The organism is Pseudomonas sp. B21-059, from assembly GCF_026016285.1.
In the GTDB taxonomy this organism is placed as follows: Bacteria; Pseudomonadota; Gammaproteobacteria; order Pseudomonadales; family Pseudomonadaceae; genus Aquipseudomonas; species Aquipseudomonas danubii.
In genome coordinates, this window is record NZ_CP087201.1 from 4,184,415 (window position 1) to 4,200,107 (window position 15,693).

Consider the following 15,693-nt stretch of genomic DNA (forward strand, 5'->3'; position numbering starts at 1 on the left):
GAGGGATTTATGGACGATCCAAGCAGCGACAATCAGCCCCCAACCTTCCTGCAGATGCTGCAAAGCGTGCTGGCGGCCGCCTTCGGCGTACAAAGCGGGAAAAATCGCGCCCGGGACTTCAGTCACGGCAAACCCAGTCACTTCATCGTGCTGGGCATTCTCTTTACCACCCTGTTCGTGCTGGTGCTGCTGGGTATCGCCAACCTGGCGATGCACCTGGCGGGAGTCTGAAACGGCGTCAGTGCAGCAGCAGCTGCAAACTGAAGGGATAGCGGTAGCTGTCCGGCTTGCCTTGGGCGGACAGCCCGCGAAAATCGACCCGGGCACCGACCTGATCGCCCAGGCGCATTAGTTGCCGGGCCTGGTCACGGGTCAATGACTGGAACAGCGACAAATGCCAGTCCGGCCCTCCCAGACGTCGGGCATCGAGCCCCAGCGCATCATCATGCAGGGCCACCAGAGCCCAGCCGCCGCTGGTGAAATGTCCGGCCATCAGCACCGACAACTCCCCGTCGATCAATGCCTGCAAGGCTTCGGGCGAACTGTTGAGTCCACTGAACAGCAGATCGCGCCCCGGCTTGCGGCCCAACTCCCGGGCAGCCTGCATGGCCCCCAGAGCCATTTCGTCGTTAGCCGACCAGATCAGTTGCGTCTGTGGATAGCGCTGCAACAGCTGTTGTGCTTGTTCGTGCGCCCGCTGCCGGTTCCATTCGCCATACACGAGCTGGCGCAGACGCACCTGAGGATTTTCCGCCAGGGCCCGGTGCAGCCCTTGCTCGCGCAACTGCGCCGCCGGTGTGACTTTCACCCCGGAAAAGGCCAGCAAATCGATTGTTTGCCCGGCAGGCAAAGGGCCATGCTGGCGCAACAACTCCTTGAGCATCCGATAACCGGCCTCTTCATCGTTGCTCATCATGCTGCCGATCCAATCGGAGTAACTGCTGCGGCTTTGGCGAATCAATGCCCGCTGATCCTCGGTCAGTGGGCTGTTGACGATAAACAGCTTGACCCCGGAACCCTGAGACATGCGCAGGATCTGCGGAGCGACATACTGTTCGTTGACCAATATCAGGTAATCGGGCTTTTGCGCTCGCTGAAACAGCTCCCGAGCCTGATCGAGAGAGTTCTGGGGATTGCGTTCGCCATAGAGAATTTGCAGGTCCATGCCCAGATCCCGGGCGGCTGCCTGCATGAACCGCGAATAACTGACCCAGAAGGTTTCCGTTGAATTACCGGGGTTGAGAAACACCACCGACGTTGCTTGAGCCACCGCCCAGAACGGCAAACTCAGACAAATCACCCACTTGCACAGAACCTTGAACATTGTAAAAAGAGCCCCTGGATTATCCCAGGCAGTATAACTGGCAAATTGCTGGCCAACGGCGGCAAATTGTCCTGATTGTCCGACAATTCGGGCTCTTCTTTTACGCTCGACTACTGGTGGCTGACCCAAAACACGGCCGTACCCACGACCAGTATGATCAGAAAGAGAATGGCCCAAGCATCAACGCTACTGTCACTTTTCCTTACTTTGGTTGGATGGCTCATAGCATCGCCTCTAGTAGATTTTGTCGGTGACTGCTCAAAGACACGACCACAGTTAAGACCAGGATTGTCCCCACCTCAAATGTGGATACTCATATACCCCTACCGTTAGTCGTTTTGGTTCTTTGCATATACTCAAACATCACTTTTGCGCATAACCACAAACTGGTATCGTTCGGCGGCTCCGACCGGAGTGCGCGGCCGTGCGCGCAGATTTGCTTACATGGGTGGGGTTGAGCGAGAACGAAGGCAGGACGAGGTGAAACCGGCGACAAGCCCCGGTCGACGCCAGTCGAAGCAACGTACCGAAGCCGTTCACCGCAGTATTTGCCAAGTGCGCTTTGGCGCCACCTGTAGCCTGAGAACTGGACCTATATGTACGTATACGACGAGTACGATCAGCGGATCATCGAGGACCGCGTCAAGCAGTTCCGTGATCAGACCCGACGCTATCTGGCAGGCGAGCTGAGCGAAGAGGAATTCCGTCCCCTGCGCCTGCAGAATGGCCTTTATATCCAACGTTTTGCCCCAATGCTGCGGGTAGCCGTGCCTTACGGCCAATTGACCTCGCGCCAGGCGCGGATGATGGCCAAGATCGCCCGCGACTACGACAAGGGCTATGCGCACATCAGCACCCGGCAAAACGTGCAGTTCAACTGGCCAGCCCTGGAAGACGTGCCGGACATCCTGGCCGAGCTGGCCACCGTGCAGATGCACGCCATCCAGACCAGCGGCAACTGCCTGCGTAACGTCACCACCGACCAGTTTGCCGGTGTCGCCGCCGACGAGTTGATCGACCCGCGCCCCTGGTGCGAGATCGTCCGTCAATGGACCACCTTCCACCCCGAATTCGCCTATCTGCCGCGCAAGTTCAAGATCGCCATCAACGGCTCGACTTCCGACCGCGCAGCCATCGAGGTCCACGACATTGGCCTGGAGCCGGTGTACAACGCTGCCGGCGAGCTGGGTTTCCGCGTGCTGGTCGGTGGCGGTCTGGGCCGTACCCCGGTGGTCGGCGCCTTCATCAACGAGTTCCTGCCCTGGCAGGACCTGTTGAGCTACCTCGACGCCATCCTGCGGGTCTACAACCGCTATGGCCGTCGTGACAATAAGTACAAGGCGCGGATCAAGATCCTGGTCAAGGCCCTGACGCCGGAAGTGTTCGCCGAGAAGGTCGAGGCGGAAATGGTCCACCTGCGCGGCGGCCAGACCACCCTGACCGAAGCCGAAGTGCACCGTGTGGCCAAGCACTTCGTCGACCCTGACTACAAGACCCTGAGCAACCAGGACAGCGAACTGGCTGCCCTGGATCAGCAGCACCCAGGTTTCGCCCGCTGGCGCGCACGCAATACCCTGGCCCATAAGAAGCCGGGTTATGTCGCCGTCACCCTGTCGCTCAAACCAACCGGCGTAGCGCCTGGGGATGTCACCGACAAGCAGTTCGACGCCATCGCCGATCTGGCCGACCGCTACAGCTTCGGCCAACTGCGCACGTCCCACGAGCAAAACGTGATTCTGGCGGACGTCGAGCAAAGCCAACTGTTCACCCTGTGGGGCGAGCTGCGTGAAAACGGCTTCGCCACGCCGAACATCGGCCTCTTGACCGACATCATCTGCTGCCCGGGCGGTGACTTCTGCTCCCTGGCCAACGCCAAGTCGATCCCGATCGCCGAATCCATCCAGCGCCGCTTCGACGACCTGGACTACCTGTTCGACATCGGCGAGCTGGACCTGAACATCTCCGGCTGCATGAACGCCTGTGGTCACCACCACGTGGGCCACATCGGCATCCTCGGGGTAGACAAGAAAGGCGAGGAGTTCTACCAGGTGTCCCTGGGCGGCAGCGCCAGCCGCGACGCGAGCCTGGGCAAGATCCTCGGCCCGTCCTTCGCCCAGGACGACATGCCCGACGTGATCTCGAAGCTGATCGACGTGTACGTGGAACAACGTACCGAAGACGAACGCTTCATCGACACCTATCAACGTATTGGCATCGACCTCTTCAAGGAGCGCGTCTATGCAGCGAATCATTAAGAACAACGAGGTCATCGACGAAACCTGGCACTTGCTGCCCAAGGACGCGACCCTCGACGGCATCTCCAACTGCGACGACCTGATCGTGCCGCTGGCTCTGTGGCGCGATCACGCCCATGCCCTCAAGGCTCGCGATGGCGGCCTGGGCGTGTGGCTGGATGCGGACGAAGAAGCCGAGGAAATCGGTGACGACGTCGAGCATTTCCAGGTGATTGCCCTGAACTTCCCGGCCTTTACCGATGGCCGCAACTACTCTAACGCCCGCCTGCTGCGTGACCGTTATGGCTACAAAGGCGAACTGCGAGCGATTGGCGACGTGTTGCGCGACCAGCTGTTTTACCTGCACCGCTGCGGCTTCGACGCCTACGCGCTGCGGGCCGACAAGGACCCCTACGAAGCCCTGGAAAGTCTCAAGGACTTCTCGGTGACCTACCAGGCCGCTACCGACGAACCGCTGCCGCTGTTCCGTCGCCGCTAAGCCCTGGCGCCAACAAAAAGCCCTGAACCGGTTTCCCGGTTCAGGGCTTTTTTGTACCTGCTTCCGACCCTGGCGCAAAAGCCGGCTTGCCGGCTTCTGCAAGTGGTGGCTTACCAGAAACGCTGCTGGGTCAGGCGGCTCCACCAGGTCAGCAGCACGCGGTCGATGGAACCGCTGGCTGCCAGCCCGACACGCTCCTGCAAGCTCTTGCGCTCGGCATAGTGCAGGTGGAACACCTCGGCATTCTTGGCTTTGTCCGCCAGGTACTCATCGCTGGTTTTCAGCTCGTCCACCAGCAGCTTCTCCTGCGCCGCCACGCCCAACCAGACTTCACCGGTGGCCACCTCATCAATGGCCAATTGCGGGCGATAGCGGGACACGAAGTTCTTGAACAACTGATGGGTCACATCCAGGTCTTCCTGGAACTTCTCCCGGCCCTTCTCGGTGTTTTCGCCAAACACCGTCAGGGTGCGCTTGTACTCACCGGCCGTCAGCACTTCAAAATCGATGTCGTGTTTCTTCAGCAGTCGATTGACGTTGGGCAACTGGGCCACCACGCCGATGGAGCCGAGGATGGCGAACGGCGCGCTGATAATCTTCTCGCCGATGCAGGCCATCATGTAGCCGCCGCTGGCCGCCACCTTGTCGATGCACACGGTCAAAGGCACCCCGGCCTGGCGAATACGCGCCAGTTGCGACGAAGCCAGACCATAGCTGTGCACCATACCGCCACCGCTTTCCAGACGCAGCACCACTTCATCCTTGGGCGTGGCCAGGCTCAGCAAGGCGGTGATCTCATGGCGCAGGCCTTCGGTCGCCGAAGCCTTGATATCGCCATTGAAGTCCAGCACGAACACCCGGGGCTTGGCCTCGGCCGGTTGTTTCTTCTGTTTCTTCTCGGTCTTGCCCTGGGCCTTGCGCAAGGCCTTGAGCTGATCCTTGTCCAGCAGGCTCTGCTCCAGCCGCTCGCGCAGGTCCTTGTAGAAATCATTCAGCTTGCTGACCTGCAACTGCCCGGTGCCTTTGCGGCGGCCCTTGCTGCGCAGCGCAGCGGCAGTGATCAGCACCACCAGGATGGCGACCACCAGGGTCACGGTCTTGGCCAGAAAACTGGCGTATTCGGCGAAAAACTCCACAGGGACTCCTCAAACATGAACCGCTGCCAACCAGCAGCGCAATGGGCTCAAGCATACCGGCGCGACCGGTCGGCCACCAGTCGCGAAACCTCGTGTTACGAGGCTCCAACAAGCATTTCAAACAAGCGTATGTTTTTTCATTGACAGCTCACTGGCATCCTCATAACCTCGCAAAACTTTCAACGTACCGGGACGACACGGACGTGGGCAGCATCTATTTGATTCGACATGGCCAAGCCTCTTTCGGTGCAGACGACTACGACGTGCTGTCTGCCACCGGCGTGCGCCAGGCTGCCGTGCTCGGCGAGCATCTGGCGGCGCTGGGCGTCAGCTTTGATCGCTGCCTGTCCGGCGACCTGCGGCGCCAGCAGCACACCGCGCAGGCCGCGATGGAACAGATGAGCGCCGCCGGGTTTGACCACCCGCCATTGGAAATCGATTCAGCCTTCAACGAGTTCGACGCCGATGCCATCATCCGCGCCCTGCTCCCAGACCTGTTGCCCCAGGAACCCGAAGCCCTGAACATCCTGCGCAACGCCGCGCAGAACCGCGCCGAGTTCCAACGCATCTTCGCCCTGATCATCCAGCGCTGGCTGGCCGGCACCTACGATCCTCCCGGGCTGGAAAGCTGGCTGGGATTCGTCGAGCGCGTCCAGGGCGGTCTGCAGCGGATTCTCGAAGCAGCGGACAACCAGCACAAGATCGCCGTGTTCACCTCCGGCGGCACCATTACCGCCCTGCTGCACCTGATCACCCGGATACCTGCCCAGCAGGCGTTCGAACTGAATTGGCAAATCGTCAACACCTCGCTCAACCAGCTGAAGTTCCGCGGGCGCGAGGTGTCTTTGGCTTCCTTCAACGGTCATGCCCATCTGCAACTGTTGAAGGCCCCGGAGCTCATCACTTTCCGTTGAGCCCGGCTTACTGTGACCCTTGCTGTAACCACCCATAAAAGGATCGAACCATGACCTCCGTAGCTGACGCCGTACAAGCCATGCAAGCCAAGTTCAACCCAGCTGCCGCTGCCGGCCTGGACCTGGTTTTCGGTTTCCGCATCGATGACTCCAAGCACTTTTCGCTGGTCGTCAAGGACAGCACCTGTGAACTCAAGGAAGGCGAGAACCCAGACGCACAAGTCACCCTGGTGATGGACGGCGAAACCCTGGACGGCATCGTCAGCGGCGAAACCGACGGCATGCAAGCCTTCATGGGCGGCAAACTGCGCGCCGAAGGCGACATGATGCTGGCCATGAAACTGAGCGAGCTGTTCCCAGCCTAAGACCCGCAAGGTCCGGCTGTAGACAAATCCCGCCCCTGTGGCGGGATTTGTCGTTTCTGCACCACGCAACGCCTCTAGCCCGCCGCTTTGCCCTGGGTCAATACCACTGGGCGGCTCAGTCTCCCGGCCGCACGCTTGATTGATCTCGGTCAGCTTGCGCCCCGCAACCCCCATCTACTCTTGCGCCTCCATTGCGGCCAGGGACGGCACAGCCGGAGCCCTTTGCCACACCGCTATCACTCACGGAAGAGTCCGCTTATGCGATCACTGAAGATCATCCTGCTGTCCACCGCCTTCAACGGTCTGACCCAACGGGCCTGGCTCGACCTGCGCCAGGCCGGGCATCGCCCCAGCGTGGTGCTGTTCACCGGTGAAGAAGAGGTCTGCCGGCAGATCGAAGAAGCCCAAGCCGACCTGGTGATCTGCCCCTTCCTCAAGGACCGTGTTCCACAGCAGCTGTGGAGCAACGCCAAGCGTCCGGTGGTGATCATTCACCCGGGGATTGTCGGCGACCGTGGCGCCAGCGCCTTGGACTGGGCCATCAGCAAGGAACTCAAGCGCTGGGGCGTCACCGCGTTGCAGGCGGTGGAAGAAATGGACGCCGGTCCGATCTGGTCGACCCATGAATTCAACCTGCCCAGCGGACTGCGCAAATCCGAGCTGTACAACGGCCTGGTCAGCGACGCCGCCATCCATTGCATCCGCGACGTGGTGGAAAAATTCCGCAACGGCTTCCGTCCTGTGCCCCTGGACTACGACAACCCCGCGGTGCTTGGCCGCCTGCAACCGAACATGAAGCAGTGCGACCGCACCTTCAGCTGGCACGACAGCGCGCAGTTCATCAAGCGCAGCATCGACGCCGCTGACGGCCAGCCCGGCGTCCTGGCCAGCCTCGCCGGCGGTCAGTACTACGTGTACGACGCCCACCTGGACTCACGCACCGGCATGCCCGGGCAACTGCTGGCGGTGCACGACGATGCGGTGCTGGTGGCCTGCGGTGATCACAGCCTGTGGATCGGCTCCCTGCGCCTCAAGCCCCAGCCTGGCGAGGAAACCTTCAAGCGCCCGGCGCGCCACGTACTCGGCGAACGCCTGGCCGATGTACCGGTGCTGGACTGGTCGGTATCCAGCAGCCCGTTCAGCACCGAAGCCTACCAACCGATCCGCTACCGCGAGTCCGGCCGAGTCGGTGAGCTGACCTTCGAGTTCTACAACGGCGCCATGAGCACTGAGCAATGCCAGCGCCTGGTCAGCGCCCTGCGCTGGGCCAAGGCCCGGGACACCCAGGTGCTGCTGGTACGCGGTGGCCGCGGCGCCTTCAGCAACGGCGTGCACCTGAATGTGATCCAGGCCGCCGAAGTGCCGGGCCTGGAAGCCTGGGCCAACATCCAGGCCATCGACGATGTCTGCCTGGAGCTGCTCACCGCCCGCCAACTGGTGGTCAGCGGCCTGACCGGCAATGCCGGCGCTGGCGGCCTGATGCTGGCCCTGGCCGCGGACGTGGTCCTGGCCCGCGCCGACACCGTGTACAACCCGCACTACAAGAGCATGGGCCTGTACGGCTCCGAGTACTGGACCTACAGCCTGCCCCGCGCCGTCGGCCAGGCCATGGCCAAGCAACTGACCGAAGCCTGCCTGCCCATCAGCGCCCTCCAGGCCCTGCAGATGGGCATGGTCCAGGAGATCGGCCCGCGCTGCCCGGACGAGTTCGGCCTGTGGCTGCTGCAACGGGCCAATGGTGTCCTCACCGACCCGCGCTACCAGCACCTGCGCCAGCGCAAGCTGGATGCCGACCCACAGTTGATGCAGCACTGCCGCAACGCCGAGCTGGAAGAGATGCACATGGACATGGTGCAAAACCGCAAGGGCTTCGCCGAGAAGTGCAGCAACTTCGTCTACAAGCGCAAGACCTGCTGCACACCAGAGCGACTGATCGAAGCCTGGGCCAAGCCCCAGGACATCGCCCTGGTGGGCTGATTCACCGCCTGAGCGGCAGGCTTTCAAAGGACCGCCAGGCCACGTACCATTCGCCGCCTTTTGTTGCCGCCCCCAGGGGCGGCAATCGTTTGCAAGGAGGCGAGCATGCAAGACATTCCAGGCCACGCCACGTGGCGCAGCATCGAAGCACAAACCCAGGGCTGGTCCAGCGATCGAATCTTTCATATCGTCGACGAACAAGGCCAACACCTGCTGTTGCGCACCAACGATTCATCCCAGTACGTCAACAAACGCGACGAGTTCCAGTGGACCCAGCATCTGGCGGCAAAGGGCATCGCCATGTCCCAACCCTTGGACTTCGGTCTGTTTGATTCAGGACGCCAGGTTTACTCGTTGTTGTCGTGGATCGAAGGCAAGGATGGCGCGCAATGGGTTGCCGAGCAGCCTGCCGCCGCCTGTTATGAGCTTGGCCTGCAAGCCGGTCAAATACTCCAGCAGATCCACAGCGTTGCTGCGCCTGAGGGCACTGAAAACGCCGAACAGCAGATGCGAGCCATCTACCGTAAAAAGCTCAAACAGTACCGGAGCTGTGGCCACAAGGTGGCCCATGAGCAAGACTTCCTGCAGTTTCTCGAACAGCACTTTCATCTGCTGGCGGACACGCCGCTGGTGTTTCTCCACGGTGACTATCACCTGAACAACATGATCGTGGGCGCCAATGACCAGTTGTCGATCATCGACTTCAACCGCTGCCGTTTCGGAGATCCGGCGCGGGACTTCAATCGGCTGGCGCTGTTTTCCTGCAACCTCAGCAGCGACTTCGCCCGCGGCCAGATCGACGGCTACTGTGCAGGCCATCCCGAGCCGGTTTTTCTCACCCGCATGGCCTTCTACGCCGCGTTTGACAGCTTCTTCAGCGTGCTCTGGGCCATGGCCTTCGGCGAGCAGGAAATCCACGCCAGCCTGCAACGCACACAAGAGGTCTGGGAGGACTTCGCCGGTTTTTCCAGGGATGTGCCTCATTGGTATTGCTGATAGGCGACGCATCCCAGCCTGCTGCCCCAGCTTCCCCCCGTTTGCCTGATAGCAAGAAAGAAAGCCGCTGCCACGATTTCGCCCCGCGCGGATCGCAGAGTTGAAGACACCATTGGAAAAATCTAAGGAAAGACGATGAACGCCAAGGTCAAGAACACAGAAGAAGCCCAGGAAAAGACCGGTAAAAGCCCGATTGCCTGGGGCATGATCGGCTCGGTGATTCTGGCAATCACCACTCCGTTCTTCTATTTGAACGGCAAGGCCTACCACGATGGTTACCTCGGCTACTTTCAGCTGGAAACCTCGATGTTTCCCATGGACACCTCCACCACCTTCGTCAACGCAGTTCTGGCCTGGTATCACGCCATGACCAACGGTTTGAAAGGCGGGTTGGAGTTCATCGGACAACACTGGCTATGGGCCGCAATCGTCTGCGTACTGAGCATCCTGGTGTTCGGCGGCCTCAACTATCTGATCGCCTTGTTCAACAAAAAAATCACTGACAAGAAGCAGTCCGCCAAGCAACCGCAGGCCACCGTTGCCGCCCCCTCCTTCTTCAAGGAGATAGGCAAATGTGCGTTGTACATCTTCATCCCCAGCTACGGCCTGTTTGTGGCGATGTTTTTCATCTCCTTTATCTTGATGATCACCATCACCCCCTTTGTACTGATCGGCAAAGACTCGGCGGCCGAGGATCTGAAAAACGGCTTCAAAGACTCACCCCAAGTGACCGTCAACGACCCGGATGGGCATAAGGGCACTTACCGGGTCATGCAGTGCTCGGCATCCTTCTGTGCGCTCTACGCCGATGGCAAGGCGATCACGGTTCCGATCGCCACGCTGAATTGGGTGGTGTCCGATGTCGCGGAAAAACTGAAGGCGCAGCCAGGGAACTGAAACCCGCCACAGCGCAAGCCTCGGCTTCGACTGAGGCCCCGCATTGAACCTGTGGCGCGCTTGATCCACACTCGCGCTCCTGAGTCCTACAGCAAACTCAGAAAGTCCTGTCCTGCCGGTGCCTTGTCCCGTTCTGGAGTGCATGCCTATAGTCCCGGGTCGTCCTGATGACGAACGGGTTTGGCGACCCGGTGAATGGAACGAAGCAAGGTTCTGGCAGATGAGTCAGGGACTTTGTTAGCGCATGACCGCTTGATGGCGGCTGTGCGTGGGAGACCTTAGGGTCTGTCGGTTCATCCATTCCCGGCTCGCCAACCCGCGTACAGCTGCCACCCTTTTGTTTGGCGACGAATGAGTAGCGGCGCTCACCCCTGAATGGAGTTGGACTCATGAATCGCTACATGCCGATCACCGGCCACGACTGCACCATCCCTTCCCTGCTGATCGATACCCAGGCCCCTGCCGATGTGCTGTACGAAGCGGCCGCCTATCGCATCCGCGCCGTCACTCAACTGCTGGAAAACTTCGCCGCCCGCCCCGACATCCCCGGCGATGCCGTGGTGCTGCAAGAGCTGGCATTGGTTTGCGCCATTCCGCTGCGCGATGGCTGCGATGTACTGGATGTGCTGGGCCGCCAGTTGCAAGCACAGCGTCCTTGACCCCGCGCCGGCTTGCCGGCGAAGAGGCAAGGAAACACGCCGCCCCAGTGCTCACAAAAACGCAACACCACACTGCGTCCTTTGTGATGGTTGGGCTAAGGTGCAAGCGCTACAGTCGGGTCATCAGCAACCCGACTGACGCCCGACACAAGGATGCGTTCGATGACTGATTTGCACGATCTATCCACCACCCAGCTGCTGGCGCAATTCGCCAGCCGCACCCTCTCGCCCCTGGACTATTACGAGCACCTGCTGGCCCATATCGGGCGCTGGGAGCCGCATATCCGTGCGCTCTACGCCTTCGATCCGGAGCAGGTGCGCCTGCAGGCCCGGGCCGCCACCGAGCGCTGGAACAAGGGCGCCCCCAACGGCCCGCTGGACGGGATTCCAGTGACGATCAAGGAGCTGATCGCCACCCAAGGCACGCCGATTCCGCTGGGCAGCGCGGCCACCACGCTGAAGCCGGCGTTGCAGGATGCTCCACCCGCCGCGCGGATGCGTGAAGCCGGAGCGATCATCCTGGCCAAGACCGCGGTGCCGGACTTCGGCATGTTGTCCTCGGGGCTGTCGAGCTTCCACGGCATTACCCGCAACCCCTGGAACACCGCCTGCAATACCGGCGGCTCCAGTTCCGGCGCCGCTGCGGCCGCAGCGGCCGGTTACGGGCCGCTGCACATCGGCACCGACATCGGCGGCTCGGTGCGCCTGCCGGCCGCCTGGTGCGGGCTGGTGGGGTTCAAGCCGACCCTGGGGCGGATTCCCATCGACCCGTATTACACCGGGCGTTGCGCAGGCCCCATGACCCGCAGCGTCGACGACGCGGTGCTGATGATGCGCTACCTGGCCAAGCCCGATGCCCGGGACGCCACCAGCCTGCCGCCCTTGACCAGCGACTGGAGCGATGCGCCGGTGTCGGTCAACGGTTTGAAGATCGGCCTGATGCTGGAACCCGGCGCGGGGCTGCAACCGGAAGGCTTTGTCTGCGCAGCAGTGGAACAGGCCGCGCGGTTGTTCGAAAGCCACGGCGCCCAGGTCCGCAGCCTGGCGCCGATCATGGATCGCGCGCAACTGGACGGCCTGGACCGTTTCTGGCGTGCCCGGCAATGGGCTGAACTCTCGGCCCTGGGTGCCGAGCAGTTCGCCAAGGTACTGCCCTACATCCGCGACTGGGCAGCGCCGGGGGCCGACCTGTCCGGGGTCGAGGCGGTGCTGGGTTTCAACCAGACCTTCGAGATGCGCCGCCGCGCCGCCCAGGTGTTCAGTGAGTTCGACCTGGTGCTCTCGCCGACCAACCAGGTCAACAGTTTTCCCGCCCATTGGCCGTCGCCGAGCAACGACCCGCAGCAACCATTCGAGCACATCGTCTTCACCCTGCCCTGGAACATGGGCGAACAACCGGCGCTGTCGATCAACTGCGGTTTCGCCGCCGATGGCCTGCCCATCGGCCTGCAGATGATCGCCCCGCGCTTTGCCGATCAATGGCTGCTGCAAGTGGCCAAGACCTATGAGAGCTGGCGCGGAGCAATCCACAGCTGGCCGAATCCGCCGTCCCACTGACACACCGAAACTGCCACCTTCACCCCAGCCCCGGGCCCCGCCGCCCGGGGCCTGGGCAACCTATGAATAAAAATTCGAGGGGCCAGTATGCACAGCCAAGCGTCCAATCCATCCGCCACACCCGAGCCCGAAACGCCCAACGCGGCGGGGGGCAAGCGCAGCGTGTTCGCGGTGATCCTCGGCAACGCCGTGGAGTTCTTCGATTTCGGGGTCTACGCCACCTTCGCGGTGATGATCGGCCACACCTTCTTTCCCTCCGACAGCGCCTTTGTCAGCCTGATGCTGTCGGTCACCGCCTTCGGCGTCGGCTTTATCGTGCGGCCTCTGGGGGCCGTGCTGATCGGCGCCTACGCCGACCGCGTCGGGCGCAAGCCGGCGATGCTCCTGACCCTGGTGATGATGGCCGTGGGCACCGGCAGCATCGCCATCCTGCCCAGCTACGAGAGCATCGGCATCGCCGCGCCGATCCTGCTGGTAATCACCCGGCTGATCCAGGGCCTGGCCTGGGGCGGCGAGGCCGGCCCAGCCACCACCTACATCCTTGAAGCCGCACCTCCGCACAAGCGCGGCACCTATGCCTGCTGGCAGGTGGTGGCCCAGGGCGTGGCCGCCATGGCCGCCGGCACCGTGGGCTACACCCTGACCCAGGTGCTGTCGCCCGAAGACCTCAACACCTGGGGCTGGCGCGTGCCCTTCGTGTTCGGCCTGCTGGTGCTGCCAATCGGCATCTACATTCGCCGCAACCTGGCGGAAACCTTCCACGGCCAGGGCGAAGAGGCCAGCACCGGCAGCCTGGTGCGCCAGGTGTTCGGCGAGCATCGCCGGGCCCTGGTGCTGGGGCTGCTGATTCTGTCGGGCAGCACCATCACCCAGTACTTCATCAACTACATGACCACCTTCGCCCTCACCGAACTGAAACTGCCCACCAGCATCTCCATGCTCTCGACCCTGGTGGCCGGCGCGGCGATGGCGGTGTGCGCGATTGCCGGCGGCATGCTCTGCGACCGCTTCGGCCGCCGCACCATCCTCATGGCGCCAAGAGTGGTGCTGTTGCTGGTGCTGTTCCCGGCCTTGCAATTGATGACCGAGCATCCCAGCCCGGCGACGTTCCTGCTGACCCTGGCGGTGCTCTCCGGCTTGCACGGCATGAGCGGCGCGGCGCTGATCGTGCTGCTGGTGGAGAGTTTTCCCAAGGCGGTGCGCTCCACCGGTTTCTCCATCGTCTACGCCTTTGGCGTGGCGGCCTTCGGCGGCACCGCGCAGATCATCATCACCTGGCTGATCGGCACCACCGGCAACCCGATGTCACCGGTGGGCTACCTGCTGGTGGCCAACCTGGTGTGCCTGACCGCGGCCTGGTTCGCCAAGGAAACCCGCCCACAAACACCCGGGTGCAGCCACCCCGGCCAACGGCTCGCAGAAGCCCGCGCCCGCTGATCCCGCTTGGCACTGCCCAGCACTCTTTTGCGCCACCGCGTTTTTCTCTACCCTGCCGGCCGCGCACAGCCGCGGTCGGGCGGTGGCTTGACGCCTTTGATTTGTGGGGAAGCAACATGAAACAGCTCGTACTTTGCGTCCTGGCCATGAGCGCCAGCGGCACACTGCTGGCCCAGGACAACCCGCGCCCGAGCCAGCAGGAGCAAGCGCCGGGATTCATCGAGGGCAGCCACCTGGACCTCAACCTGCGCCACTACTATTCCAACCAGCACACCCAGCGCGACACCTACCTGAGCATCAAGAAGCCCGACGGCATCGAGCGCACCCGGGTCAGGGAAACCTGGGTACAGACCGGCATGCTCAAGTACAGCTCGGGCTACACCCAGGGCCTGATCGGCTTGGGCGTGGATGCGGCGCTGTTCAGCGCAGTCAACCTGGAACGCGGTCACGGCCGGGTGGCCAACGGTGGCGACCGGGTGCTGGTGGACAGCGACGGCGACGCCCTGCCCACCTGGAGCCGCCTGGGCATCGGCGATGTGCGCCTGCGCCTGTCCAACACCGAGCTCAAGGCCGGGCGCCTGATGACTGACAACCCGGTGCTGCGCTACAAGGACAACCGCGCCCTGCCCTCAAGCTTTCAGGGCGTGGGCCTGTACAGCAATGAAACCGACTGGTTGTCGGTGCAGGCCGGCAGTTTCGACCGGGCCATCCCGCGCACCGGCACCGGCAGCGAGCGCCTGACCACCACCTTCGGCAACCGCGCCTACAGCGGCGAGCGCATCAGCTACCTGGGGGCGACCGTCAAACCCGGCCTGGGCCTGGAAGGCAGCCTCTACGCCTCGCGCTTCGAGAACATGTGGGACCAGTACTACCTGGGCCTGACCCACCGCGCCGGAGACAAAAGCCAGCTGGCGCTGAAGACCGCGTTCAACTACTACCACACCCGGGACCAGGGCCAGCAGCGCCTGGGCTACATCGACAACGACGCCTTGAGCCTGGCGCTGACCGGCAGCCATCAGGCCCACAGCCTGACCCTGGCCTGGCAGCAAGTGTTCGGCAACGAGTACTTCGACTATGTCTGGGAGTCCACCGGCAACTACATGGCCAACTCCCTGTACTCGGACTACAACGGCCCCAATGAAAAGTCCTGGCAGTTGCGTTATGACCTGGATTTTGCCGCCTATGGCGTGCCGGGGCTGAGCGCCAGCCTGTGGCACGCCAAGGGCTGGGGCATCGACGGCACGCACTATGATGGTGATCGCGATGGCCGCAACCGCGGCTACAACGTGCGCGGCCTGGACGGCGCCAAGCACAACGAAAACGGCCTGATGCTGGCGTATGTGGTGCAGTCCGGGCGACTCAAGGACGCAGTGCTGCGCACCATCGTCTACAACCATCGCGCCAGCGGCGGGCAGATCGACGGCAGCTACGACGAATTCCGCCTGGTGGGGAATTTCCCGTTCAACCTGTTCTGAAACACGCTGCAGCGCAAGCCCCCGTGGCCGCTGCCGCGGACGCGGCGTTCTCAAGGCCGCCAGAGGTCATTGACGGGAGATCGCCAAGCAAGGCCCTGCGGGCCTTTGCGCAGCCTCGCCACAGGCTCGGCAGCGGCTACAGCAACCCCTGGCAATCCTGTAGCCACTGCCGCAGGCTGCGTACGGCTGCGCAGCAGACGCGGCGATCTCAAGGCCGCCAGCG

At 62.5% G+C, this 15,693-nt stretch carries 14 protein-coding genes; 12 read left to right on the forward strand and 2 right to left on the reverse strand.

Features of this window, described 5'->3' with window-relative positions; translation table 11 throughout:
- Positions 1-9 precede the first annotated feature (9 nt).
- A complete protein-coding gene (locus LOY69_RS18415) occupies positions 10-231 on the forward strand; it encodes a DUF2970 domain-containing protein (protein ID WP_102864877.1) in 222 nt (73 codons plus the stop codon).
- Positions 232-238: 7 nt separating this feature from the next.
- On the opposite strand, the gene LOY69_RS18420 is transcribed toward LOY69_RS18415, so the two are convergent.
- A complete protein-coding gene (locus LOY69_RS18420; protein WP_170003515.1) occupies positions 239-1,324 on the reverse strand; it encodes an ABC transporter substrate-binding protein in 1,086 nt (361 codons plus the stop codon).
- Between the two features lie 596 nt (positions 1,325-1,920).
- On the opposite strand from LOY69_RS18420, the gene LOY69_RS18425 reads away from it, so the two are divergent.
- Entirely contained in the window at positions 1,921-3,579 is a 1,659-nt protein-coding gene (locus LOY69_RS18425; protein ID WP_102881556.1) for a nitrite/sulfite reductase, read from the forward strand.
- The gene (locus tag LOY69_RS18430) at positions 3,563-4,057 is read left to right on the forward strand and encodes a DUF934 domain-containing protein (protein WP_016966421.1); all 495 of its coding nucleotides are present in this window, start codon (positions 3,563-3,565) and stop codon (positions 4,055-4,057) included. The genes LOY69_RS18425 and LOY69_RS18430 overlap by 17 nt, the downstream gene beginning before the upstream one ends.
- A gap of 110 nt (positions 4,058-4,167) precedes the next feature.
- Here LOY69_RS18430 and sohB read toward each other — a convergent pair whose 3' ends face one another.
- Positions 4,168-5,193 (reverse strand): protease SohB, encoded by a 1,026-nt coding sequence (gene sohB / locus LOY69_RS18435; protein ID WP_102864875.1) that lies wholly within the window; start codon positions 5,191-5,193, stop codon positions 4,168-4,170.
- A 203-nt stretch (positions 5,194-5,396) separates the two neighbouring features.
- Between sohB and LOY69_RS18440 the strand changes: the two genes are divergently transcribed.
- From LOY69_RS18440 to LOY69_RS18480, 9 genes are all read left to right on the forward strand, one after another.
- Positions 5,397-6,107, forward strand: coding sequence for a histidine phosphatase family protein (locus LOY69_RS18440; RefSeq protein ID WP_110653261.1), 711 nt, complete (start codon positions 5,397-5,399; stop codon positions 6,105-6,107).
- Between the two features lie 50 nt (positions 6,108-6,157).
- Entirely contained in the window at positions 6,158-6,472 is a 315-nt protein-coding gene (locus tag LOY69_RS18445) for an SCP2 sterol-binding domain-containing protein (protein ID WP_011061945.1), read from the forward strand.
- A gap of 258 nt (positions 6,473-6,730) precedes the next feature.
- Positions 6,731-8,449, forward strand: a complete 1,719-nt coding sequence (locus LOY69_RS18450) for a hydrogenase maturation protein (protein ID WP_265073383.1) — start codon at positions 6,731-6,733, stop codon at positions 8,447-8,449.
- A 105-nt stretch (positions 8,450-8,554) separates the two neighbouring features.
- Complete coding sequence (locus LOY69_RS18455; protein ID WP_265073384.1) at positions 8,555-9,445, forward strand: aminoglycoside phosphotransferase family protein; 891 nt, start codon at positions 8,555-8,557, stop codon at positions 9,443-9,445.
- Between the two features lie 135 nt (positions 9,446-9,580).
- Positions 9,581-10,342, forward strand: coding sequence for a hypothetical protein (locus LOY69_RS18460; RefSeq protein ID WP_110653259.1), 762 nt, complete (start codon positions 9,581-9,583; stop codon positions 10,340-10,342).
- Positions 10,343-10,731: 389 nt separating this feature from the next.
- Positions 10,732-11,001 carry a hypothetical protein gene (locus LOY69_RS18465; protein ID WP_102881562.1) on the forward strand — a complete coding sequence of 90 codons (270 nt, stop codon included), beginning with the start codon at positions 10,732-10,734 and terminating at the stop codon, positions 10,999-11,001.
- A 162-nt stretch (positions 11,002-11,163) separates the two neighbouring features.
- Positions 11,164-12,558, forward strand: a complete 1,395-nt coding sequence (locus LOY69_RS18470) for an amidase (RefSeq protein WP_265073385.1) — start codon at positions 11,164-11,166, stop codon at positions 12,556-12,558.
- An 87-nt stretch (positions 12,559-12,645) separates the two neighbouring features.
- Positions 12,646-13,995, forward strand: a complete 1,350-nt coding sequence (locus LOY69_RS18475; protein WP_265073386.1) for a citrate-proton symporter — start codon at positions 12,646-12,648, stop codon at positions 13,993-13,995.
- Positions 13,996-14,111: 116 nt separating this feature from the next.
- Positions 14,112-15,470, forward strand: a complete 1,359-nt coding sequence (locus tag LOY69_RS18480; RefSeq protein ID WP_265073387.1) for an OprD family porin — start codon at positions 14,112-14,114, stop codon at positions 15,468-15,470.
- Positions 15,471-15,693 lie beyond the last annotated feature (223 nt).